Source organism: Streptomyces sp. NPDC015130 (assembly GCF_043080005.1).
GTDB lineage: Bacteria > Actinomycetota > Actinomycetes > Streptomycetales > Streptomycetaceae > Streptomyces.
Map to the genome: position 1 here is coordinate 137,855 of NZ_JBIBVC010000003.1, position 21,588 is coordinate 159,442.

Below are 21,588 nucleotides of genomic sequence, written 5' to 3' on the forward strand. Positions count from 1 at the left end.
GCCCCTGCCTTTCAGTACGTGATCACCGAGCGGATGCCGATGCCGCGCTTCATCTGGTCGAACGCCTCGTTGACGTCCTTCAGACCGATCACGCTCGTCACCAGGGAGTCGAGATCGATGCGGTCGTTCATGTAGTGGTCGATCAGCAGCGGGAAGTCGGAAGCAGGCTTGCTGGAGCCGTAGTTCGAGCCGATGAGCGAGAGCTCCTGATCGGACATGACGAAGGGATCGATGGAGACCTTCAGGCCGTCCGCCACCTGCCCGGCGACCACCGCCGTGCCGCCCCGGGCCAGGACCTCGTAGGCCGCCTCGATGGTGCGGGGCAGCCCGATGGCCTCGATGGCGATCTCCACACCGCGTCCGTCGGTGAGCTGCCGCACCCGGTCCGCGAAATCCTCGCGACCGTTGTTGATCAGGTCGGTCGCGCCGAAGACGCGCGCCTGCTCCAGCTTCTCGTCGGAGATGTCCGCGGCGATGATCTTCCGCGCGCCGGCGAGCCGGGCACCCTGGATCGCGTTCAGGCCGACGCCGCCGCAGCCGAGGACCAGCACGGTGTCGCTCGGCCGCACGTTGGCGGTGTTGACGGCCGCGCCGACACCGGTCGTGACGGCGCATCCGACCAGAGCCGCCTGCGGGAACGGGGCGTCGTCCCGGACGGCGATCGCGCCCGACTCGGGCACGAGGGCGTACTCGCCGAACGTTCCGAGGCCCGCGAAGCTGAGGACGTCGTCCCCGCCGGCGGACGTGATCCGGGACCGGCCGTCGAACGACAGGTGGTTCGCCGAGTGCTGGCTGACCATGTCGCAGAGGACGGGCCTGCCGCTGATGCAGTAGCGGCAGCGGCGACACGAGGGCGTCCAGGACAGCACGACGTGGTCGCCCTTCTTCAGCGTCGTGACGCCTTCGCCGACACTTTCGACGATCCCGGCCCCCTCATGGCCGAGGATCATCGGCGTAGGAACCTCCCATTCGCCCAGGAGGACGTGGAGGTCGCTGTGGCACACCCCGCTCGCCCGGAGCCGCACGAGCACCTCGCCGGGCGGAGGCGTCGAGGGGATCGTCACTCGCTCGATGGTCAGCGGTTCGTTCGGGGTCCTGAAGACGGCGGCGTCGAACTCGATCGTCATGAAAGTCTTCCTTCCGTGTTGTGGGGCGGTCACGTCCGAGCGGTGCGGATGAGCTTCCTGTTGGCGAACTCGTCGATGCCCGCCCGTCCCAGCTCGCGGCCGAAACCGGACAACTTGACGCCACCGAAGGGAAGTTCCGCGCCGTCGAGGCCGACGCCGTTGATGAAGACCATGCCGGCCTCGATCCTGTCGGCGACGCGCAGCGCCTGCTCGGCGTCCGTCGTGAACACGTAGGAGCCCAGCCCGTACGGGGTGTCGTTCGCCAGCTCGACGGCCTCGTCCTCGGAACCGACCCGGTAGACGGTCGCGACGGGACCGAAGAGCTCCTCGGAGGCCGACGGCGACGCCGGGGAGAGGCCCGTCAGCACGCCGGGAGGGAAGTACGCCCCTTCGCGCTGCCGTGCGGAGACGAAGGTCGCCCCCTCGTCGACGGCTCGCCCGACCTGCTCCTCGACGTACTCGGCGGCGGCGACCGAGGAGAGCGGCGCCAGTCCGTCGGTCAGCGCCAGCACCTTCTCGGTGAACCTGTCGAGGAAGGCGTCGTAGACGTCATCGGCGACGATGAAGCGCTTCCCGGCGTTGCACGCCTGCCCGGCGTTCTCGAACCGCGCCTCGACCGCCGCCTGGACCGTGGCGTCGAGGTCGTCGGTCGACAGCACGATGAACGGGTCCGAGCCGCCCAGTTCGAGCACCACCTTCTTGAGGCTGCGCCCGGCCTTCTCGGCGACCTCCGCGCCGGCCCGCTCCGAACCGGTGAAGGAGACGCCCTGCACGCGGGGGTCGGCGATGGCGCGACCGATCTGCTCGCCGGTGGCGTGGACGTTGACGTAGCAGCCCTGGGGGAAACCCGCGTCCGTGAACAGCTGCTGGAGAGCCGCGGACGACTCCGGACACTGCGACGCGTGCTTGAGCACGATGGTGTTGCCCAGCGCGAGGTTGGGCGCGGCGAACCGGGCCACCTGGTAGTACGGGTAGTTCCAGGGCATGATTCCAAGCAGCACGCCGACCGGCTGGCGGCGGACGAAGGCGGTTCCCTCGCCCTCCAGGAGCTCGATCGGTTCGTCGGTGAGGAACTTCTCCGCGTTCTCGGCGTAGTACCGGTAGATCGAGGCGCTGAACTCGACCTCCCCGACGGCCTCCTCCACCGGCTTGCCCATCTCCCGGTGGATGATCTCGGCGAGCTGTCGGCTGCGCTCGTCGTGCAGGGTGGCGACGGCGTGCAACAGCTGGGCGCGCTGTTCCACGGAGGTCTGCCTCGACCAGTGCGCGTAGGCCTCCGCCGCCGCGTCGAGCGCCGCGTCGACGACCTCGTCCGTCGCGGTGGGGTACTCCTTGACCAACTTGCCGGTGGCCGGGTCCACCACCGCGTACACGTGCCTTTTCGCCATGCTGACTCCTTGTTGGTGTGACGGGTTCATGCGAGGGCCCCGGCCGCGCGGGCCAGGTTCGCGTCCGAGGCCGCGTTGCGGTCGTGCAGCGCGCGGTAGGCGCGGAAGTAGACGAATCCCTGGGTGCCCCAGGTCGCCAGCGCGGCGGTGTAGAAGATCGTGCGGTTCGCGTCGTCGAACGGCAGGGGGAAGAAGTCGTACGTGATCGCGATGGTGGTCCCGGCGGCCGTGACCAGCGCCGTCCAGACCGCCGGCCACCTCGCGCCCGCCTTCCACAGCCGCTTGGCGAAGTACCCGAGGAAGACCGCCGTGACGAGATTGACGACGACGTAGAACACGGCGACCCAGAACGCGATGCCACCGGCGTGGAGATCCGCGCCGTGGAACTGCCGGAGGAACAGGCCGGCCACGATCGCGAATCCGAATACGGCGACGTCGACGCCGCGGCTCGGCTTGTAGCGATGGGTGACCTTCATCAGGCCCAGGACCAGGATGAGCGTGATGCCGACCGACCTGGAGAACGCGTCGAAGAAGTACGCCAGGTCGTACAGGACGCTGTCGCTCTTGGCTCCGAGCAGCGACCAGAGCAGGAAGTTGGTGCCCGACGTGGCGACGACCATCCATTCGAGACCCAGGAGGTAGTTGCCGTAGCGGCGGATGAATTTCCAGCCGTAGAAGTAACCGGCGAAGATCATCCACAGGTCGGCCAGCAGGAACAGCGTCTCCTTCATCGGGACGCCCCCTCTCGGACGTCGCGAGTCAGCAGGGTGAGGACGCTCTCCGCGGTGCGCTGGCCCGTCAGAACCGCGCCGTTCATGGTTCCGGCCCATTCGCCGGCGGTTTCGGAGCCCGCCCAGTGGACGCGCCCGTGGGGCTCGCCCAGCGCCTTGCCGAAGCTCGTGGTCGCGTACGGGGCGACGGCGGGATTGGGGCCGCCCGGGGCGAAGGGCTCCGCTCCCCAGCAGTGGTCCACGTAGTCGATCGGGGTGAGCGCCTGCGGGCCGTAGAGGTCGGCGAGCTGCCGGACCACCCGGTCGCGTCGGGTCTCGGGGCCGAAGCCGTCGAAGACGCGCGGATCGCAGAAGGCCATCAGGACGCCCGGTCCGCCGGGGGCGGGGGACACGTCGAAGGTGATGAACACGGTTCCGGTGTCGGTCACCGCCTCGCCGGAACAGCCTTCGGCCCGCCAGAACGGCCTCTCGTAGGCCACGAACGCCTTGCTCAGCACGCCCATGCGCCAGGTCCGTGTGAGCCCTTCGCCCCGGTCGGACAGAGCGGGCTCGAAGGTGATGGCGGCGCGGTGCGCCGGCGAGGCCGTGACGATCGCGTACCGGGCGCGGATCTCGCCGGAGTCGGTGCGGACGGTGACGCCGTCGTCGTCCTGTGCGATGCGGCGCACCGGTGTCTCCAGGCGCACGCGGTCACCGAGCCGCTCCGCCACCCGCTTGGCGATCTCCTGGGTGGTCTCGACGATCCGGTCCTGCTGCTGGCCGCCCTCGACGTCCAGCATGTGATCGAGTCCGCCCGCCGAGCGGATGTAGCGCAGTGCGTGCAGCAGGGAGACGTCTCCCGGGGTGCAGCCCCACTGCACCTTGCTGATGACGGTCATCAGCGCACGGGTGCCGGGCAGCGCGTTCTTCCGGTCGAGCCACTCGCCGAACGAGACGGCGTCGAGCCGGCCGGCCCCCGGCGTCTCCCACGCCGCGTCCACGTCGACGGTCGCGACCAGCTTGTTCACCGACGCCTGCATGCGCGCCATGTCCACCAGGGCCGCAGGGGAGACCTTGGGAATGGTGCCGCTGTAGGTGCGGCGCCGGCCCGCCATCCACAGCACGTTGCGGCCCTGGGCGAACTGGTCGGTGGTCGTACACCCCACCCGGCTCGCGAGGTCCCGGACGGCGGTGTGGCGCCGGGCCACCCACGTCGCTCCGAGGTCGACCCGCACGCCGGCCACCTCGCCGGAGAGCGAGCGGCCTCCGACCCGGTCGCGGCCTTCCACGACCAGGACGGACCGCCCCGTGCTCACCAGCCGCTCCGCCGCGCTCAGACCGGCGAAACCGGCACCGACGACCACGACGTCGACCGTGGTGCTCCCGGAGCGGGGCTCACGAGATCCGGACATGGCTGCCTCCTTCACCCACGCGGCTCGCGTGCTGAGCGATGTAGGTCGTGACGGGGCCGACGAGGGACTCGGGGAGGTGATGGCCCATGCCGGGGATGACCACGTGCTGGGCCGAGCGGATCGCCCTGACGGTCGCGGCGCCGCCGCTCGGGCTCACCAGCGGGTCCCGGTCGCCGTGGATGACCAGCGTCGGGGCGTTGATCCGGCTCAGCTGGGCCGTCCGGTCCCCGGAGCGTTGGATGGCCTGGATCTGGCGCGCCGTGCCGGCCGCCGGGTCGCCGGCGCTGCGGTCCCAGCCGCGAGCCGCGATGGCCGCCTCGGCCGCGTCGTCGATGGGGTGCCCCGTTCCTGCGATGTGACGGGTGAGCCTCAGGTGGGCACGGACCGCCGCGGTTCTGTTCCTCGCCGGCGGGGCGGCGAGGAGCCGGATCGTCGAGAGAGCCGGCTGACCGACCTTGCGCGCCCCGGTGGTGGAGTAGACGGAGGCCAGCGACAGGACCCGCTCGGGTGCCGTGGCCGCGATCGTCTGCGCGATCATTCCGCCCATCGACCGCCCGACCAGGTGCGCCCGCGCGATCCCGAGCCGGTCGAGTACGCCGACGGCGTCCTGGGCCATGTCGGCCAGCGCGTACGCGTCGCCGCGCGGACGCGCGGCGATCTGACGCCAGAGCCCGGGAGGGGGCGAGGCGACGAACGTCGACTGGCCCACGTCACGGTTGTCGATCGCGACGACCCGGAAACCGTGGGCGACGAGGGAGCCGACGAACGAGTCGGTCCAGAAGGTGAGGTCTTCGCCCAGTCCCGCGATGAGCAGCATCGCGGGGTCGTCCTGGTCGCCGTGGTCCCGGAAGCAGATCGTCATCCCGGACGGCAGGGTCGCGTACTGGTCGGCGCTCTCGGTGCCGCTCGTCTCAGGCACGGGTGGCCCGCCTGTCACCGGAGGCCGGCGCGGCCGCCCGGCGGGTGCCGAACCGGAGGTTCTCGTCGGCCACCGGGCCGCGCAGGGCCCTGGCGTCCTCGGGGTAGGACATCGCCATCCGCCAGGGCTTCTCGGGGCCCTGCTTGGGCAGGAGCTTCTCGCCGCGCTTGGCGTACCCGGCCTGGATGTCCATGACGGGCCTGCGCTTCGTCCCCGACGGTGCGACCGGAACCACCGTGTCGTATCCGCGGGCGTCCATGTGCCGGACGAGATCGATGAAGTAACGACACATCAGGCTCACCTTGAGCGTCCAGGACGAGGTGGTGTAGCCGATCGCCATCGCCCAGTTCGGCATCCCGCTCAGCAGCATGCCGCGGTAACAGAGCGCGTCCGCGATGTCGACCTGGCGCCCGTCGACCACGATGGGCATGCCGTCGAAGAGCCGCAGGTTCAGCCCCGTCGCGGTGACGATGATGTCGGCTTCCAGTTCCTCACCCGACGCCAGGACGATTCCGCGCTTGCTGAACCGCGCCACGGCGTCGGTGACGACGGAGGCCCTTCCTTCCTTGATCGCGTCGAAGAAGTCGCCGTTCGGTGCCACGCACAGCCGCTGGTCCCACGGGGCGTACGGCGGGTTGAAGTGCTTGTCGACGTCGAATCCCTTGGGAAGGCGCTTGACGTTCTCGCGCCGGATGAAGGCCCGTCCGGCCTTGGGGAAGGTCCGCAGGCCCTTGACGACGGCGTGTTCGGTCCAGATGTTCTTGAACCGCGTCATGGCGTACCCGCGCTCTTCCCCGAGCAGCTTCGTGAGCGCCAGGGCGACCTTGTCGACCCGGGGGAGCGCCATGACGTAGGTGGGGGTGCGCTGCAGCATCGTCACGTGCCGAGCGGCGCCCGCCCCGGCGGTCATGGCCGGCACCAGAGTGATCGCGGTCGCGCCGCTGCCGATGACGACAACCTTCTTGCCGCTGTAGTCGAGGTCCTCGGGCCAGTGCTGCGGATGGACGATCCGGCCCTCGAACTCGTCCCGCCCCTGGAACTCCGGCGAGAACCCCTCGTCGTACCGGTAGTAGCCGGTGGCGGCGAAGACCCATCCCGCGTGGATCGTCCTGGTCCGGGTCGTTCCCGTGGCGGGGTCCGACGTCTGGACGGTGAGAGTCCACCGTGAGTCCGCCGTGGACCACTCCGAGCGGACGACCCGGTGGCCGAGCCTGAGGACGCGCTCCAGGCCGTTCTCCTCGACGGTCTCGTGGAGGTACCCCTTGATGAGGGGAGCGTCGGCGATCGCTGCTTCGTGGCGCCAGGGCTTGAACGCGTATCCGAACGTGTGGAGGTCGGAGTCCGAGCGGATGCCGGGATAGCGGAACAGGTCCCACGTGCCTCCGATGTCGTCGCGCGCTTCCAGCACGGCGAGCGACTTCTCGGGGAGCTCCCGGCTGAAATAGGTGGCCGCGCCGATCCCGGAGATCCCGGCCCCGATGATCACCACGTCGAATTCCTCGACGGCGTCCAACACCTCAGCTGTCATGGCGTTTCCTCGCTGTTCCTGTGGCGGTTGCCTCACTGTCGCCAGCCAGGACCGTCTGCGAGAACGACAGCGGGCACCTCCTTCGCCAGGGCGCGGTGCACGATGCACAGGCGGGCCGGGCCGCTGCGCCCATACGGTGTCCGACGTTCGGGCTGAGGCCCCTGCCGAGCCCGCGGCCCGGCCCTTCCGGGAGCAGGGCGGCCGGAGACGGCCGTCCAGCGGCCGGTCGTGCCGCAGTCATCGCGGCAGCAAGACCGGCGTGATAGAGGTTTGCCCCCGGTGTTTAGTGGTACTAAACACCTCGTCGCGGTCGTGCGCAGAGGTCGAACCAGCTGTCGTCACGACCTCGCTGCGCGTCGGGCCCCCGGGTGTATCGAGCCGAGGGGGATCGCTGCCGTCACTCCCGCGATCGCGGCCGAGTGGAAGCGGCCGACGACCCGGAACCCGTACGGGGCCACGTCATCTCGGGCGGGAGGTTCCGCCTCTTCCCGCTCCGGCTCAGCCGCTGCGAGGGAGCCGCACCCGTTCGTTCGCGCAGGCGTACCGCTGCACGCACTCCTTTGTCCATCCACGACGGGCCGGTACCTGCCCGTGAGCCGAAAGGTGGTCGCGATGACCGACCTCTCCAAGACAGGGCACGTCGAAGCACCCGGCGGTGAAGCGGGATCGGGCAACCCGCTCCACCGTGGGCTCGGCGTGTCGCAGATCGTGTTCATGGTCGTCGCCGCTGCGGCGCCGCTCGGGCTGGTGGCCGGCGGGGTGCCGCTCGCCTTCGCCGTGAGCGGCAGCCCCGGGATGCCGCTGTACTTCGTGCTGTCCACCGTGCTGCTGCTGGTCTTCGCGGTCGGCTTCACACTGATGGCCGGACGGGTACGCGACGCGGGCGCCTTCTACGCCTACGTCCAGGCGGGGCTGGGCCGGATTCCCGGTCTCTCGGCCGCGACCCTCGCGCTCTTCTCCTACACACTGCTTCTCGTCGGGGTGAACGCCTACGTCGGCGTCGCGACGAGCAACGTCATCGAGCGGTACGCCGACGTCGGCTCCCCGTGGTGGGCGTGGGCGCTCGTCTCGCTGGGCGTCATCGCCTTCCTCGGCTATCGCGACATCGAGCTGAGCGCCAAGGTGCTCGGTGCCGTGCTGGTGCTGGAATCCCTGCTGCTCCTGGTCATGGACCTCGGCATCGTGGGCCACGGCGGTGCCCACGGCCTGACGGCCGAACCGTTGTCGCCGTCGATCGTGGGGACCGGCTCCCTGGGGCTCGGCGTCATGTTCGCCCTCTTCGGGTTCATCGGCTTCGAGGCGACGGCCGTGTTCCGCAACGAGGCGAAGGACCCCGACGTCACGGTCCCGCGGGCGACGTACGTCGCGATCCTGGTGATCGGAGTCTTCTACGCGTTCACCGTGTGGGCGATCGTGGTGGGTGCCGGCGTCGACGCGGTGGTCGGAGCCGCGCAGGCCGACCCCGAAGGCCTGGTCCTCACGCTGACGCGGAGCTACGTCGGGTCCGTCTGGGCCGACACCATGCAACTACTGCTGATCACCAGCCAGTTCGCCTGCGTACTGGCCTTCCACAACGTCGTGACGCGCTACCAGTTCGCGCTGTCCCGAGCCGGCGCGCTGCCGGCGTCGCTGGGTGTCGTCCACCCCCGGCACCGCGCGCCGTCGGCGTCCTCGGCCGTCGCCTCGGCGGTCGCGTTCGTCACCACGGCCGTCGTCGCCACGCTCGGCCTCGACCCGATCGGGGACCTGTACGCGTGGTTCTCCGGCGCCGCCACCCTCGGCGTCGTCCTTCTGATGGCGGCCACCAGCCTCGCGGTCATCGGGTTCTTCCGGCGCGCCGACGGGCGGCAGTCGGTGTGGCGTACGGTCGTGGCCCCGGGCGTCGCCTTCCTCGGCCTGGCCTGTGTGGTCTGCCTGATGGTCGCCAACTTCCCGCTCCTCGTCGGCACCACCACGGGTGCCTGGGTGATCGGCGGCCTCGTCGCCCTCTCGGCCGTGGCCGGCGCGGTGCAGGCCCTCGTCCTGCGAGCGCGCCGACCGGCTGTCTACGAGCGGCTCTGAGCGACGTGCCGGTCAGCTCATGAGCACAGGGGCCGGCCGGTCTGTGCACCGTGCACCAGCCCCAGGGGAAGCAGGTGCTCGGTGTCGTTCTCACCGTGGTCGTGGGTGGCGACAGTGAGGTACGAGGCAACCGCCACAGGTGAAGTTCGGTTTCGCTGAACACCGTGTCGAGGGCGTGCCGACCAGGGCGCCTAGAGGAGTGCGTTGAGTATTCAGACTGTCATCGTGGGGCTCGGTGCCACTGGCCGGGCCATCGCTTCCTCCTTGCTGCAACGCGTGGACGTGGAGATCGTCGGAGCAGTGGACCAGGACCCCCGCGTGGTCGGTCAGGACCTCGGGGTGCTCCTTGGCGGCGCCGCGAACGGTGTGGTCATCGTGGGCGACCCGGCCGAGCTGCCCGCCGCCGACCTCGCGCTCGTGGCGACCGTCTCGGATCTGCACAGGGCGGCCGACGTCCTGCTGCCGCTGCTGCAGCGTTCGTACAACGTCCTGAGCATCTGCGAAGAACTGGCCCATCCATGGCGGAGCCACCCCGAACTGGCCCGACGGCTCGACGACACGGCGAAGACGCATGGCGTGACCGTCCTGGGCAGCGGGGCGAACCCGGGCATCCTGATGGACACCCTTCCTCTCCTCCTGACCGCACTGACTCAGCGTGTGGAGAGCGTGCGGATCCGCCGACGCACGAACATGTCACGCTACGGCGCGATCCTGTCGAAGTTCGGCCTCGGTCTGACCCTGCGCGAGTTCGCGACGGCGCGCAGCCGGGGCGAGGTCGTCGGACATCACGGCTTCGAGCAGGCCATCGGGGCGCTCGCGGCAGGGCTCGGATGGGATCTCGACTCGGTGGACGTCGGAGCGGTCGAACCCACTGTCGTGACGACTTCGCCGCGCGTCGGGGACCACATGCGTATCGAACCGGGGCAGATCGCGGCGGTCACTCACGCCGCCCGGGGCGTGCTCAAGGGCGACGTGGTGATCGATCTGGAGATCACGTTCGGGTTCTTCGACCCGGCCGACGAGGTGGCCGCGGGCGACGACTACCGGATCGTCGGAGAGGAGCAGGTCGTCGACCTCCGCTCCTCCGTGGGCTTCGATTCCTTCCTCAGCACCGTCGCGGCGGCGGTCAACGCCTCCACCGCGGTCGTCGAGGCGCCTCCCGGTCTCCTGTCGATGGGGGACCTGCCCGCCCGTTCGGTCGCGGCCAAGGGAGAGCGGCGAGCGGACCGGGCCTCGCTCGGGGCCACGACTTCCCAGGACTGAGACGGAGACGTGGAAGACGAAGAACCTCCTGTTCGCCGTCTTCACGCGTCTTGCCGAAGAGCCGCCCGTCACGGCCGATCCGCCGGCCGGGAACGGGGGCTCGGGCGTGCTGCCGAGCACGCCTCGACGCGGAGCACGAAGTGGGGCGGACGCCCCACCTGGAAGGAGATCGGGACAGCATGAGGACCGACAGCACGAAGTACAGCAGCTTCACCGGCTGGATCGACCCGCCGGACGACGTGCGGCCCGCGCTGGACGGCGACCTCACCTGTGACATCGCCGTCATCGGCGGCGGCATGGGTGGCATGGCGGCCGCCCTGCGCCTCGCGGAGCGTGACCAGGACGTCGTCCTGCTGGAGGCCGAGTTCTGCGGCTACGGCTCGGCCTCGCGCAACGGCGGTCAGATCGCCGGGGCGCCGGGTGGCGACCTGCGGATGCTCAGCCTCCAGTCGCCGAAGAAGATGCCGGTCATGGCCAGACTGGCGGAGCACGCGGGCCGCTATGTGGAAGACCTCATCAAGACGCACGACATCGACTGCGACTACGTGGCGAACGGCCTGGTGTGGGGTGCGGTCTCACCCCTCATGATGCTCAGGGTGCGTACCCAGGCGGCGATCCTGCGCGCCTTCGGTGGGGGCGGGACCGTCGGCAGCAGAGAGGAACTCGGCCTCCCCGCCGGCTTCGTGGGCGGGATGCGGGAATCCATCGGCGGGATGCTGAACCCGGGCAAGCTCGCTCGTGGTGTGCGTCGCGCGCTGCTCGCCTCCTCGGCCAAGGTCTTCGAGCGGACGCGGGTGAGCGATGTCCGGCGCACGGGCGGCACCGTCGAGATCACGACACCGCACGGCACCGTGCGGGCCAACAAGGTGCTGCTCGCGACCAGCGTCTACGGCGGCGAGTGGGACATCACGCCCAAGAACCTCGCGACGCCGCTGTACGTCATCGAGATCGAGTCGGAACCCATCGCGCCGGAGCGGCTCGCCGCGCTGAACTGGACCAGTCGGTCCGGCATCATCACCCAGCACCAGTTGATGACCCACTACCGGCTCACCGAGCGCAACACCCTCGTCTGCGGGGTCCGCAAAGCGCAGCGAGGCCAGACCTACCCGCTCCCGGACCGGGTCCCGGACGCCAGTGTCGTGCGGGACATGGGGAAGGATCTGGCCAACCGGTTCCCGTCGCTGTCCGACGTGGCCATCGAGCGGGCCTGGGGCGGTTGGATCGGCATCAGCCCGGACTGGCTGTCGGTCGCCGGGCAGGTGGGCGACAACGTCTTCTACGCGATGGCCTGCAACGGCCACGGCCTCTGCCAGGTGCCGTACGTGACCCATCAGCTCGCCGACTACATCGTCGACGGCGAGATGCCGGAGGACCTCGCCGGCATCTGGTCGGACGCCTCGAAGTACTCGCCGTCGATGTCACTGCTGATGCAGCCGTTCGTCCTCCGGGCCATCTGGGGGCTGGACCGGTTCAACGACTTCTTCAACGGCAGCAGGAAGCTGGCCCGGCGGGCGCTCCGTCGTGGCAGGCGCGGGGACTTCTGAAGGTGCGGGTGGCGTCCGTTCCGTGCGGGCGTGGTGTGGAGATCGCCGCCCGCTATGACAAGACCGCCGAGCCCTGCGCAGCAGCCGTCGCCCTCGCACCACTCCTGATGTGCGCCTGACGTTCGACGGCAGAACCTAGGCGGGTCCTCGCGCGGCGCGCGGCAGGGGAGGCGACAGGACCCAGAGCACCTCGCTGACCGTCGTACCCGGATTGTCGAACTGGTGAAGCGTCTGCCCGGAGAACGAGGTGGACGCCCCTGCCGACAGCATCCGGGTCTCGCCCCCGACGATCAGACGGGTCGAGCCGCTCAGTCCCATCGCGAAGATCGTGGCGGTGTCGAGCCGATAAGGGCCTCCGGTGCCCCCGCCCGGCTCGATCACGGAACGGAAGACCTGGAACGCCGTGGTGCCGGCGGGCGTGAGCAGGTATTCGGCCACGCCCTCACCGCCCATGCCGATCCGGCTTCCACCGCCCACGACTTGCTCGTCGGGGTACGCGAACAGCTCCCCGACCCCGATCCGCAGCACCTCGCAGACGCGCAGCAGCGTCGGGACGGACACGCTGGTGAGCCCACGCTCCAACTGGCTCAGGAAGCCCTTGGTGACCTCTGCCCGGTGCGCGACCTCGGTCAACGACAACCCGCGGTCGAGCCTGATCTTCCGCAGCTGCGCGCCTGTGGACGCTTCGAGGGCGGCGGCGCCCCTTTCCGCTCCGCCTGCCGTCCCGCCGTCACCGATGGACATGGTGTGCTCACCGCCCGTCCCGAGGCCGAGGTCGTGTGCCTGTCAGGTGACGGGCCGACCCGGACGAGTCCTCTCCGTGACACGAGGCTAAGCCATGCGCGCCAGGGGCGGTCGGTGCGCCCCCGCGGAGGGGGTGAACCCCTTGTGGCGCCGGCGAGGGCGTGGTAAATCTACCGTCGTTTAGTGCCACTAAACAGCGGCTGACGGCCCGCCCCCTCGACGTCGGCCAGGCCGCCGACGAGCCCTTCATCTGTCTGTGGCACGGCATGTCGGGAGCCTCGGCTCCCCGAGAGCAGAGGGACACTGAGAACATGGAAGAGCTGTGGCCCCCGCCCTCCCGCGAGGTCGCCGATGCGATCAGGTCACTGTGTCAGCGCCTGCTGACGGAAACGGACGCCCTGATCGACGCCTTCGCAAGGCCCTCTCTCGTCGCCCAGAACGATCCCGCTCTCCTCGCGGACGCATCGCTGGTCGAGGAGGATCGCGCGCTCAACCGCTCTGAGGTGGTCCAGTGGTTGACCGCGAACGTTCAGCAACCTGGGCGGAGGGTGGAGCCCTACGTCAGCCCGAGGACCACGGCGTACATCAACGACCTCGTCTCCCGGGGCATCGCACCCGACTTCGCCGTTGCCTGGCGTGTGGCCCTGGGGATCGGTTGGCGGCGATGGCTGGAGGAATGCGTGGCGGACTGCGCGGACCCCGATCTTCTCGTGGGGGTCCTGGACGTGACGGCGCAGTCGCTGGTGCAGTACGCCCTCGACTCCGTCGCGTCCCTACGGCAGGCCGGCCTCGCCGCGGCGATGGGCAATACGGACGCCGAGGGGATCGCACTGATCCAGCTGATCGCCAGTGGGGCACCGATGGCGGAGGACCTCGCCGAAGGGCACCTGCGCTACCGGATGGCGCGGGGGCACGTGGGTCTCGTCCTCTGGGTCGACGATCCCCAGGAGGCCGACGCCTTGGACGAGGCGATCGCCACCGTGCGCTCCTCCGCCGTAGGCCGGAGCGCCCTGGTGGCGCGCGCCAGCGCCACGTCGCGGTGGATCTGGCTCTCGGGGGAAACCGTCCCTGACCTTCACCACGTGGAGAAGGACCTCGCGGCGGCCGGCGAGGTCCGCGCGGCGGTGGGAAGGCCGGGACGCGGACTCGAAGGATTCCGCTCCAGCCACCAGGACGCCCTCGCGGCCCAGGCGCTGGTGAGCCGACTGGGGTCCGACCGGCGATTCACCGCCTACGCCGACGTCGAGCTGATCGACGCGCTCACGAAGGACCGGCCCGGCGCACGTCGGTTCGTCATCAACACCCTCGGGCCATTGGCCGAAGCCGACACAGCGCTGCGGCAGGCACTGCTCACCTACGTGCAGTGCGGCTTCAGCACCACCCGGGCGGCCGCCGACCTCTACGCGCACCGGAACACCGTCGAACGGCGCGTCTCACGCGCCAACGAGCTCTCGACCGTCAAGGTGGAGGACAACCCGACCCACGTGGCGGCGGCGCTCCTGGTGCTGGACATCGCGCCTGACATCGCGACGATCGCTCCGAGCTGAACTCACGAAGAACGGGCCGCGGTCGGCATCTGCCGCGCAGCGTCAGTACTCGTGCGTAGGTTCCGACCCTGGACGTTTGACAGGTCTGCGGCCTGCGGCCTGCGGAACGGTGAGGCGCGCGCCGTGAACATCAATAACGTCGTGGGGCAGGATGTCTACCGGGTCGGTGAGCAGATCCACTCCGACACGCATAAGCCGGCGAAGTCGAAGCACCGCAAGGCGGGGCCTTCCGCGAGGTTCCCCTGCCCTGGTCGGTACGGGAAGCCATCGAGCGTTACGAGGGCAAGCACGGCAGCACGAAGGATGGCTACCTCCTGCGCGGCCCCAGCGGTTACTACACGGAGCCGATGGAGCGGCGCCGTGTGAAGCGACTCTTCGAGAACCATCCGCGGCAGAATGGCGGCGGCATGTACGGCTTCCGGCACTACTTCGCCTCGAACGCCCTCGGCAGCGGCATCCCGATCACCGACGTCGCGGAGTGGATGGGCCACAAGTCCATCGAGGAGAGCTGCCAGACCTACCGGCACCTGATGCCGGGCAGCATCACCAAGGCCGCCCGGATCCTCGACGCCGCCCTCTGGGAAGCGGCCTGAGGGGAGGCTGAAGCGACACATTACCTGTCGAGGGGGGCGACGAGGCCTTCTTGAAGTCGTCGCCCTCAACGCGCTGACCTGTGCACATCCCTGCACGAGCCGTGTTGGCCTGCGGCTTTGCTGCTTTCCGCAGCTTCCATGGTGCCGATGGTTTCTGCGGTCGGCCCTCCCCCCCGCCGCTCCCAGGGCCGCTCATTCTCCCCGGCAGCAGCTGTCCGGAGGCGGATCCTCGCAGTCCTGGCCGCGCTTGGTGCGCGACGCATGGAGCCTGTGGCCACGCGAGGAGAAGGACGAGGCCCAAGACGCGGCCTCGTCTGTCGTGCTTTCGGGGGTAGCCGATGTGGTCACCCCCGAAAGGGCGGTCATCCGTCGATCGAGGTCTTGTAGCCGGCGGCGTCCAGGAGCCTGTCGAGTTCGCTCCGGTCGGAGGGCTTCAGCTTGAAGATCCACGAATCGTAGGGCTCTTCGTTGAGCAGCTCGGGGCTGTCCGCGAGCTCCGTGTTGACCGCGACGACCTTGCCGCCGACCGGGGCGTAGATGTCCGTCGCGGCCTTGACCGATTCGACGACGCCCGCCGGATCGCCGGCGGTGAACACCCTTCCGACCTCGGTGAGCTCGACGAACACGACGTCGCCGAGCGCCCGCTGGGCGTGATCGCTGATCCCGACGGTCACGACGCCGTCGTCCTCCAGTTGAGCCCATTCATGGGACTCCGTGAATCGCAGGTGTTCCGGAATCTGTGACATGTCTTCCCCTCGCTCTGCAGCGGCTTCAGCGCAGGGGGCATTCACCCCATGCGGTTGCAGTCCACCGCCGTGATCAACAGAGGGCTCGACGCCATGCCATCAAGGCGCGGCTTTCATCCGAACGAGTCCGTGCGGCCCGCCCTGGCACTCCCGGGGTCAGCGCGTACCGGGGCGGTTCTCGGTGATCCAGCGGGCTGCGAGGAGACCGGAGGCGGCGGTGAGGACGGCGGCGGCGATGACGGTGGCGTTCAGGCCGAGCCAGTCGGCGAGGATGCCGGCGACGAGGGCGCCGGCGGCGTAGCCGATGTCGCGCCAGAAGCGGTACGTGCCCAGGGCGTTGGCGCGCCAGGCCGGGTGGGCGTGGTCGGAGATGGAGGCGATGAGGGCCGGGTAGACCATGGCCGTGCCGAGGCCCAGGAAGACCGCGGAGAGGAGGCCCGCGAGCAGGGGTCTGTCGAGCAGGGCGAGGGCGACGACGAAACCGGCCGACTGGACGAGCATGCCGGTGACGATGAGGGGTTTGCGGCCGATGCGGTCGGCGAGGTGGCCGGTGGGGATCTGGCCGATGCCCCAGAGGATGGGGTAGAGGCCCTTGATGAGGCCGACGGCGGCCAGCCCGAGTCCGTGGTCGGTGAAGAGGAGCGGGAAGACGCCCCAGGTCAAACCGTCGTTGAGGTTGTTGACCAGACCGGCCTGGCTGGCGCCGCGCAGCGAGCGGTTGCGCCAGGAGGTGCGGGCGAAGGTGGCCTTGAGGCCGGTGTCCTCGCCGGAGGGCAGCGGCTTCGCGTGCTGGGCGAGTTCGAGGGCGACGTGCGCGGCGGTGTCGCGGACCACCAGCGCGAGGGCCAGTCCTGCGACCACGAACACGATGCCGATCAGCTCGGGTACCGGGCGCAGGCCGTAGCTGGTGGCGAGGTAGCCGGTGAGCAGGGCGGTGACGCCGACGGCGGTGTACCCGGCGGCCTCGTTCAGGCCGGTGGCGAGTCCGCGCCGGGCGGGACCGACGAGGTCGATCTTCATGTTGACGGTCATGGACCAGGTCAGGCCCTGGTTGAGTCCGAGCAGCACGTTGGCGGCGACGATCCAGCCCCAGGAGGGGGCGTACGCGAGGACGAAGGGGACCGGTACGCCGATCAGCCAGCCCGTGACGAGGAGTTGCTTGCGGCGGAACCGGGCTGTCAGAGCCCCGGCCGCCAGGTTGGTCAGGGCCTTGGTCAGGCCGAAGGCGATGATGAAGGAGAAGACGGCCAGGTCGCTGGTCAGTCCGAAGGTCTCGGACCCGATGAGCGGCACGGTGGTGCGTTCGAGGCCGACGAGTCCGCCGACGCAGATGTTGACGATGACGAGCAGGGTGAACTGAAGACGGTTCTCGCGCAGGCCGAGGCGTACGGGACGGCCGTGGGAGTCGGTCGGTGTGGGGGTTCCGGTGGAGGTGGGGATGGCGTTCACGCGGGCATGCCCTCGGTTCCCTGGACGAGCTTCTGGCCGTGGGCGGCGGCGTAGTCGGCCGGTCCGCCGTCGAGGACGGCGATGTCGGTGTGGCCGGCGCGTTCCAGGAGGCTGGCGGCCGTCATCGCGCGCTCGCCGTGGCCGCAGGCCACGACCGCTCCGCGCGGGGCGTCGATCGCGGTGGTGATCAGGGCGCCGAGTTCGATGGCGTGGGCGCCGGGGACATGGCCGGCGGTGAACTCCGACTCCTGTCGTACGTCGACGTAGGGGCGGTCACCGGCCTGCTTGGCGGTGACGAAGGCAGTGGTGGTCCGCGGGTTCCCGGCCGCCGTCCAGCTCGCCATGCCTCCGGCGAGGCGGCCGGCCAGCCGCTCGTACCCGATCTTGTACGCCTGCCAGACGAGTTCCGACAGGTCCTGGTCGTCGCCGGTGACGAAGGCGAGCGGGGCGGTGTCGGGCAGGAGCCAGCCCAGCCAGGTCGCGAACTGCCCGCGCAGCGGGATGGAGAGGGAGCCGGGAATGTGACCGGCCGCGTAGTCGGCTGCGGGGCGGACGTCGACGACGTGGCCGCCTTCGGCGAGGAGGGCGCGGACCTGGCCGGCGGTCAGGCCGGGCAGGTCCGGTGAGGCCGTGAGGACCGCCGGGCCGCGCCGGTTGGCCTCGGCGAGTCGGTCGAAGTAGGCGGGGTACGAGCCGAGGCTCGCCAGGAGGAGGCTCACGAAGGTGTCCTCGTCGGCAGCGGAGAGGAGCGGGTTGGTCCGCTTCTGGGCTCCGATCGTGCTCGTGCGCTCGTTGCCGGGAGGGGCGGAGCAGAACGAGCCGGCGCCGTGCGTCGGCCACACGGCGGTCGCGTCCGCCAGCTCGGTGAGGCGGCGCAGCGAGCGGTACTGGGCGCGGGCGAGCTCCTCCGCGCGGTCGGCGCCGAGGAGGTCGGTGCGGGCGGCGGAGTCCACGATCATCGAGCCGCCGGAGAAGACCCCGAGCTCTCGTGAACCGTCGAGGAGCAGGAAGGACAGGTGCTCGTCGGTGTGGCCCGGTGTGGCGAGCGCCCTCAGCGTCAGTCCGCCCAGGTCTACCTCGTCGCCGTCACCGAGGCCCCGGTGGTCGAAGGTCCGCCGTCCTGCGGTGGAGGCCAGGACCGTGGCGTCGTCCTCATGGGCGAGCTGGAGCGCGCCGGAGAGGAAGTCGGCGTGGAGGTGGGTGTCGGCGGCGAACGCGACGCGCAGTCCGCGTCGGTCGGCGGCGGCCTTCAGGGCCCGCAGGTCCCGGCTCGCGTCCACCGCGAGTGCCCGGCCGTCACCGAGGTCGACCAGGTAGGCGCTGTTGCCCAGCCCCTGATCGACCAGCGGGATGAGGTGGTCGTCGGCGAAGCCCATCATGTGTCCTTTCGGAGCGACGGCCGAAGCGAACGGCCAAGGGAAGAGCCAAGAGGGCGGGCTCTGAGGCCGCTATGATTTACAGTAATCCATAGATATTTGGAGGAAGCAATGCGGGATGCCACCACAAGCGGCAGCAAGGCCGCCCTCTACGACGCCTTCGCGGCCAGTGGCAAGGCGCTGGCCAGCGGAAAGCGCCTGGAACTGCTCGACCTGCTCGCCCAGGGCGAGCGCACCGTCGACGCGCTCGCGAAGGCGGCCGGACTGAACCTGACCACCGCGTCCGCACATCTGCAGACCCTCAAGCAGGCGGGATTCGTCGCCACCCGCCGTGAGGGCGTACGCATCCACTACCGGCTCGCCGGCGAGGACGTCGCCCAGCTCCTCACCCTGCTGCGCAAGGTCGCCGACCGTCACCAGGCCGCCGTCCCCGCCGCCCGCGACGCCTACCTCGGCCCCGACGCCGACGCCGAGCTCACCCGCGAAGAGCTGCGCGCACGGGTAGCGGCCGGGAGCGTCGTGGTCCTGGACGTCCGCCCCGTGGAGGAGTACCTCGCCGGACACATCCCCGGTGCCCTGTCGATCCCGGTCGACGAACTCGCCGCACGCATCGCCGAGCTGCCGGAGGAGACCGAGATCGTGGTCTACTGCCGCGGCGAGTACTGCGTCCTGGCCTACGACGCCGTACGCCTGCTCACCGAGCGGGGACGGCAGGCTATCCGCCTCCACGACGGCATGGTGGAGTGGCGCCTCGCCGAACTGCCCGTCGACACGGCGGACCTCGCGTGAGCGCCGCAGCCGACCATCGGCCCTCGCACCCGGGACTCGCCCACGGTCCCGTCTACCTCGACCACAACGCCACCACGCCCGTGGACCCGAGGGTCGCCGAGGCGATGCTCCCGCACCTCACCGACTTCTTCGGCAACCCCTCCAGCGGCCACTCCTTCTCCGAGGTGCCGCGCCAGGCGCTCATTGAGGCCCGCACCCGGGTCGCCCGCCTCCTCGGCGCCCGGCCGGATGAGATCGTCTTCACCGCCTCCGGCTCTGAGGCGGACCTCCTCGCGCTGCGCGGTGCCGTGCTGGCCTCCGGCCGCCCGCGCCCCCACGTGATCACCCAGGCGACCGAACACCCGGCCGTCCTGGACACCTGCCGCGCGCTGGAACGTCTGCACGGAGCACGCGTGACCGTCCTGCCCGTCGATGGGCGCGGGCTCGTCGACCCGAAGGCGCTGGCCGACGTGCTCACCGACGACACGGTCCTGGTGTCGGTGATGGCGGCGAACAACGAGACGGGCGCCCTCCAGCCGATCACCGAACTCGCCTCTCTCGCACACGGGCGCGGGGCGCTGTTCCACTGCGACGCCGCCCAGGCCGTGGGCAAGATCCCGATCGACGTCGAGGTACTGGGTGTCGATCTCCTCACCGTCGTCGGGCACAAGATGTACGCCCCGAAAGGTGCCGCCGCGCTCTACGTCCGCGAGGGCGTACGCCTGGAACCCGTCGTCTACGGCGGTGGTCAGGAACGCGGCCTCCGCGCCGGTACGGAGAACGTGGCCCTGGCCGTGGCCCTCGGCACGGCTGCCCGTATTGCGGCCGAGGAACTCGCCGACGGAGCACCCGCCCGCCTCGCCGCCCTGCGCGACGACCTCCACGCGCGACTCGCCGCCGCCCTTCCCGGCCGTGTGCACCTCAACGGCCCGGAGCGCGAGCGCCTCCCCAACACCCTGAACGTCAGCATCGACGGCCTCCTCGGCCACGAGCTCCTCGCCGCCAGTGGAATCGCCGCTTCGACGGGCTCGGCCTGTCACAGCGGCTCCCACACCCCCTCGCCCGTCCTGAGCGCCATGGGCCTCGAACCCGCCCGCGCGCTCGGCGCGGTGAGGCTCTCCCTCGGACGCTGGACGACACCCGGAGAGATCGAGACGGCGGCCGCCGCTCTCACCGAGGGGGCCGCCGCGCTGTGACAGCGTTCCCCGACCCCCTGGACGCCCGCACTCCCGCACCGGACCTCGTCGTCGACGGCACCGGACTGCTCTGCGTCACCCTCCTGCTCCGGCTGCGCAAGGACATCGACGGCAGCGCACCGGGCACCGTCGTCCACATCGTCGCCACCGACCCCGCCGCCCCACTGGATCTGCCCGCCTGGTGCCACATGACCGGCCACGAGTACCTCGGTCCCGTACCCGATCCGGCGGGCCGGTCCGTCTACGCCCTGCGGCTCGTCGCCGGTGCCCTGGCCACCTGCCCGGACGCCCCTTGGCACCGTACGACCTCGGGCGGATCCGTGGGTCAGCCGAGCACCTGAGCCACGTACAGCCCACCGAGAGTGGCCGCGACTCCACCGAGCAGGAGGCGCAGCGCCGTCTCCGGGACGTGGGGTTGGAGCCTGGCGCCGAGGTAGCCGCCGACCAGCCCGCCGGCACCGCACGCGAGACCGAGCCACCACTCCGGCGCGACGTCACCCGGGCTGAGGAGAGCGAGGACCGCGTACGCGCCCGCCCCCACGAGTGACGTGGCGAAGGTGGTGGCCAGCGCCGCGGGGGCCACCCGGGCGAGGGGCAGGCCGCGGGCGGCGAGGAGCGGGCCGAGCAGGGAACCGCCCCCGATGCCGTAGACACCGCCCACCACGCCCACCGCGAGCGCGAGGGCGGGCAGCGTCCGGGGTCTGGGGACGAGACCTGCGAAGGGGCCGGCCGGCACCAGGGAACGGAAGCACAGCCACACGCCGAGCGGTACGAGCAGGCAGCCGATCAGCACCCGGAACACGGCCGGTCCCGGGAGGACGAACACCCGCAGGGCGGCGCCCACGACGACCCCCGGGAGCGCCCCGAGGAGCAGACGCCGGGTCAGGTCGTCTCGCAGGGCGCCGGTCCTGCGGTGAGGCCACAGGGCGCCTGGCCCGGCGACCACGTTGAAGAGCAGGTTCGTGGGCGTGACCGCGGGATGGGGCACCCCCAGCACGCTCAGCTGCACCGGCAGCAGGAACACGGCGCCGGAGACTCCGACAGGACTGGTCACCGTCGAGATGAACAGCCCGGCGAGGAAGCCGACGACCAGAAGCCCGCCGTCCGTCAGTTCGCTCCCACTCGTCGTCCATCCACTCCCCATGCCCCCCGCCGCTCGTGCGTCCGCCCAGTATCGGCCCGCCCGGAGACGGGTGAGCCGGTCTGCAACACGACGT

At 70.4% G+C, this 21,588-nt stretch carries 19 protein-coding genes; 8 read left to right on the top strand and 11 right to left on the bottom strand.

Going from position 1 to position 21,588, the window contains the following annotated elements; translation table 11 throughout:
• Positions 1-11 precede the first annotated feature (11 nt).
• From ACF08F_RS06965 to ACF08F_RS06990, 6 genes are read right to left on the bottom strand one after another with little or no spacing between them, the layout of a single operon-like run.
• A complete protein-coding gene (locus ACF08F_RS06965) occupies positions 12-1,127 on the bottom strand; it encodes a Zn-dependent alcohol dehydrogenase (RefSeq protein WP_392297450.1) in 1,116 nt (371 codons plus the stop codon).
• Between the two features lie 29 nt (positions 1,128-1,156).
• Positions 1,157-2,515 carry an NAD-dependent succinate-semialdehyde dehydrogenase gene (locus ACF08F_RS06970; protein ID WP_392297451.1) on the bottom strand — a complete coding sequence of 453 codons (1,359 nt, stop codon included), beginning with the start codon at positions 2,513-2,515 and terminating at the stop codon, positions 1,157-1,159.
• Between the two features lie 26 nt (positions 2,516-2,541).
• A complete protein-coding gene (locus tag ACF08F_RS06975) occupies positions 2,542-3,246 on the bottom strand; it encodes a transporter (RefSeq protein WP_392297452.1) in 705 nt (234 codons plus the stop codon).
• A complete protein-coding gene (locus tag ACF08F_RS06980; RefSeq protein ID WP_392297453.1) occupies positions 3,243-4,637 on the bottom strand; it encodes a flavin monoamine oxidase family protein in 1,395 nt (464 codons plus the stop codon). Before ACF08F_RS06980 ends, ACF08F_RS06975 begins: the two co-directional genes overlap by 4 nt.
• A complete protein-coding gene (locus tag ACF08F_RS06985; protein WP_392297454.1) occupies positions 4,621-5,556 on the bottom strand; it encodes an alpha/beta fold hydrolase in 936 nt (311 codons plus the stop codon). Before ACF08F_RS06985 ends, ACF08F_RS06980 begins: the two co-directional genes overlap by 17 nt.
• Positions 5,549-7,084, bottom strand: a complete 1,536-nt coding sequence (locus ACF08F_RS06990) for a flavin-containing monooxygenase (RefSeq protein WP_392297455.1) — start codon at positions 7,082-7,084, stop codon at positions 5,549-5,551. The genes ACF08F_RS06985 and ACF08F_RS06990 overlap by 8 nt, the downstream gene beginning before the upstream one ends.
• Positions 7,085-7,696: 612 nt before the next feature.
• On the opposite strand from ACF08F_RS06990, the gene ACF08F_RS06995 reads away from it, so the two are divergent.
• From ACF08F_RS06995 to ACF08F_RS07005, 3 genes are all read left to right on the top strand, one after another.
• Entirely contained in the window at positions 7,697-9,145 is a 1,449-nt protein-coding gene (locus ACF08F_RS06995; protein ID WP_392297456.1) for an APC family permease, read from the top strand.
• 204 nt (positions 9,146-9,349) lie between these two features.
• Positions 9,350-10,408 carry a dihydrodipicolinate reductase gene (locus tag ACF08F_RS07000; protein WP_392297457.1) on the top strand — a complete coding sequence of 353 codons (1,059 nt, stop codon included), beginning with the start codon at positions 9,350-9,352 and terminating at the stop codon, positions 10,406-10,408.
• Between the two features lie 179 nt (positions 10,409-10,587).
• Complete coding sequence (locus ACF08F_RS07005; RefSeq protein ID WP_392297458.1) at positions 10,588-11,952, top strand: NAD(P)/FAD-dependent oxidoreductase; 1,365 nt, start codon at positions 10,588-10,590, stop codon at positions 11,950-11,952.
• 135 nt (positions 11,953-12,087) lie between these two features.
• Here the strand turns inward: ACF08F_RS07005 and ACF08F_RS07010 are convergent, their stop codons facing one another.
• Positions 12,088-12,696, bottom strand: a complete 609-nt coding sequence (locus ACF08F_RS07010; RefSeq protein ID WP_392297459.1) for a helix-turn-helix domain-containing protein — start codon at positions 12,694-12,696, stop codon at positions 12,088-12,090.
• Positions 12,697-13,007: 311 nt separating this feature from the next.
• Between ACF08F_RS07010 and ACF08F_RS07015 the strand changes: the two genes are divergently transcribed.
• Both ACF08F_RS07015 and ACF08F_RS07020 read left to right on the top strand, forming a co-directional pair.
• On the top strand, positions 13,008-14,243 hold the full coding sequence (locus ACF08F_RS07015; RefSeq protein ID WP_392297460.1) for a PucR family transcriptional regulator: 1,236 nt from the start codon (positions 13,008-13,010) through the stop codon (positions 14,241-14,243).
• A 266-nt stretch (positions 14,244-14,509) separates the two neighbouring features.
• The gene (locus ACF08F_RS07020) at positions 14,510-14,836 is read left to right on the top strand and encodes a tyrosine-type recombinase/integrase (RefSeq protein WP_392297755.1); all 327 of its coding nucleotides are present in this window, start codon (positions 14,510-14,512) and stop codon (positions 14,834-14,836) included.
• 362 nt (positions 14,837-15,198) lie between these two features.
• Here ACF08F_RS07020 and gcvH read toward each other — a convergent pair whose 3' ends face one another.
• The 3 genes from gcvH to ACF08F_RS07035 form a co-directional block, all read right to left on the bottom strand.
• Entirely contained in the window at positions 15,199-15,582 is a 384-nt protein-coding gene (gcvH, locus tag ACF08F_RS07025) for a glycine cleavage system protein GcvH (RefSeq protein ID WP_392297461.1), read from the bottom strand.
• A gap of 156 nt (positions 15,583-15,738) precedes the next feature.
• A complete protein-coding gene (locus ACF08F_RS07030; protein WP_392297462.1) occupies positions 15,739-17,031 on the bottom strand; it encodes an MFS transporter in 1,293 nt (430 codons plus the stop codon).
• A complete protein-coding gene (locus ACF08F_RS07035) occupies positions 17,028-18,410 on the bottom strand; it encodes a rhodanese-like domain-containing protein (protein WP_392297463.1) in 1,383 nt (460 codons plus the stop codon). The genes ACF08F_RS07030 and ACF08F_RS07035 overlap by 4 nt, the downstream gene beginning before the upstream one ends.
• Before the next feature lie 108 nt (positions 18,411-18,518).
• Here ACF08F_RS07035 and ACF08F_RS07040 point away from each other — a divergent pair, with 108 nt between their 5' ends.
• The 3 genes from ACF08F_RS07040 to ACF08F_RS07050 are packed head-to-tail and all read left to right on the top strand — an operon-like array spanning position 18,519 to position 20,712.
• Positions 18,519-19,196, top strand: a complete 678-nt coding sequence (locus tag ACF08F_RS07040) for an ArsR/SmtB family transcription factor (protein ID WP_392297464.1) — start codon at positions 18,519-18,521, stop codon at positions 19,194-19,196.
• A complete protein-coding gene (locus ACF08F_RS07045; RefSeq protein WP_392297465.1) occupies positions 19,193-20,371 on the top strand; it encodes a cysteine desulfurase family protein in 1,179 nt (392 codons plus the stop codon). Before ACF08F_RS07040 ends, ACF08F_RS07045 begins: the two co-directional genes overlap by 4 nt.
• Positions 20,368-20,712, top strand: coding sequence for a sulfurtransferase TusA family protein (locus ACF08F_RS07050; RefSeq protein WP_392297466.1), 345 nt, complete (start codon positions 20,368-20,370; stop codon positions 20,710-20,712). The genes ACF08F_RS07045 and ACF08F_RS07050 overlap by 4 nt, the downstream gene beginning before the upstream one ends.
• On the opposite strand, the gene ACF08F_RS07055 is transcribed toward ACF08F_RS07050, so the two are convergent.
• Entirely contained in the window at positions 20,697-21,515 is an 819-nt protein-coding gene (locus ACF08F_RS07055; protein ID WP_392297467.1) for a sulfite exporter TauE/SafE family protein, read from the bottom strand. The genes ACF08F_RS07050 and ACF08F_RS07055 overlap by 16 nt on opposite strands.
• Positions 21,516-21,588: the final 73 nt, after the last annotated feature.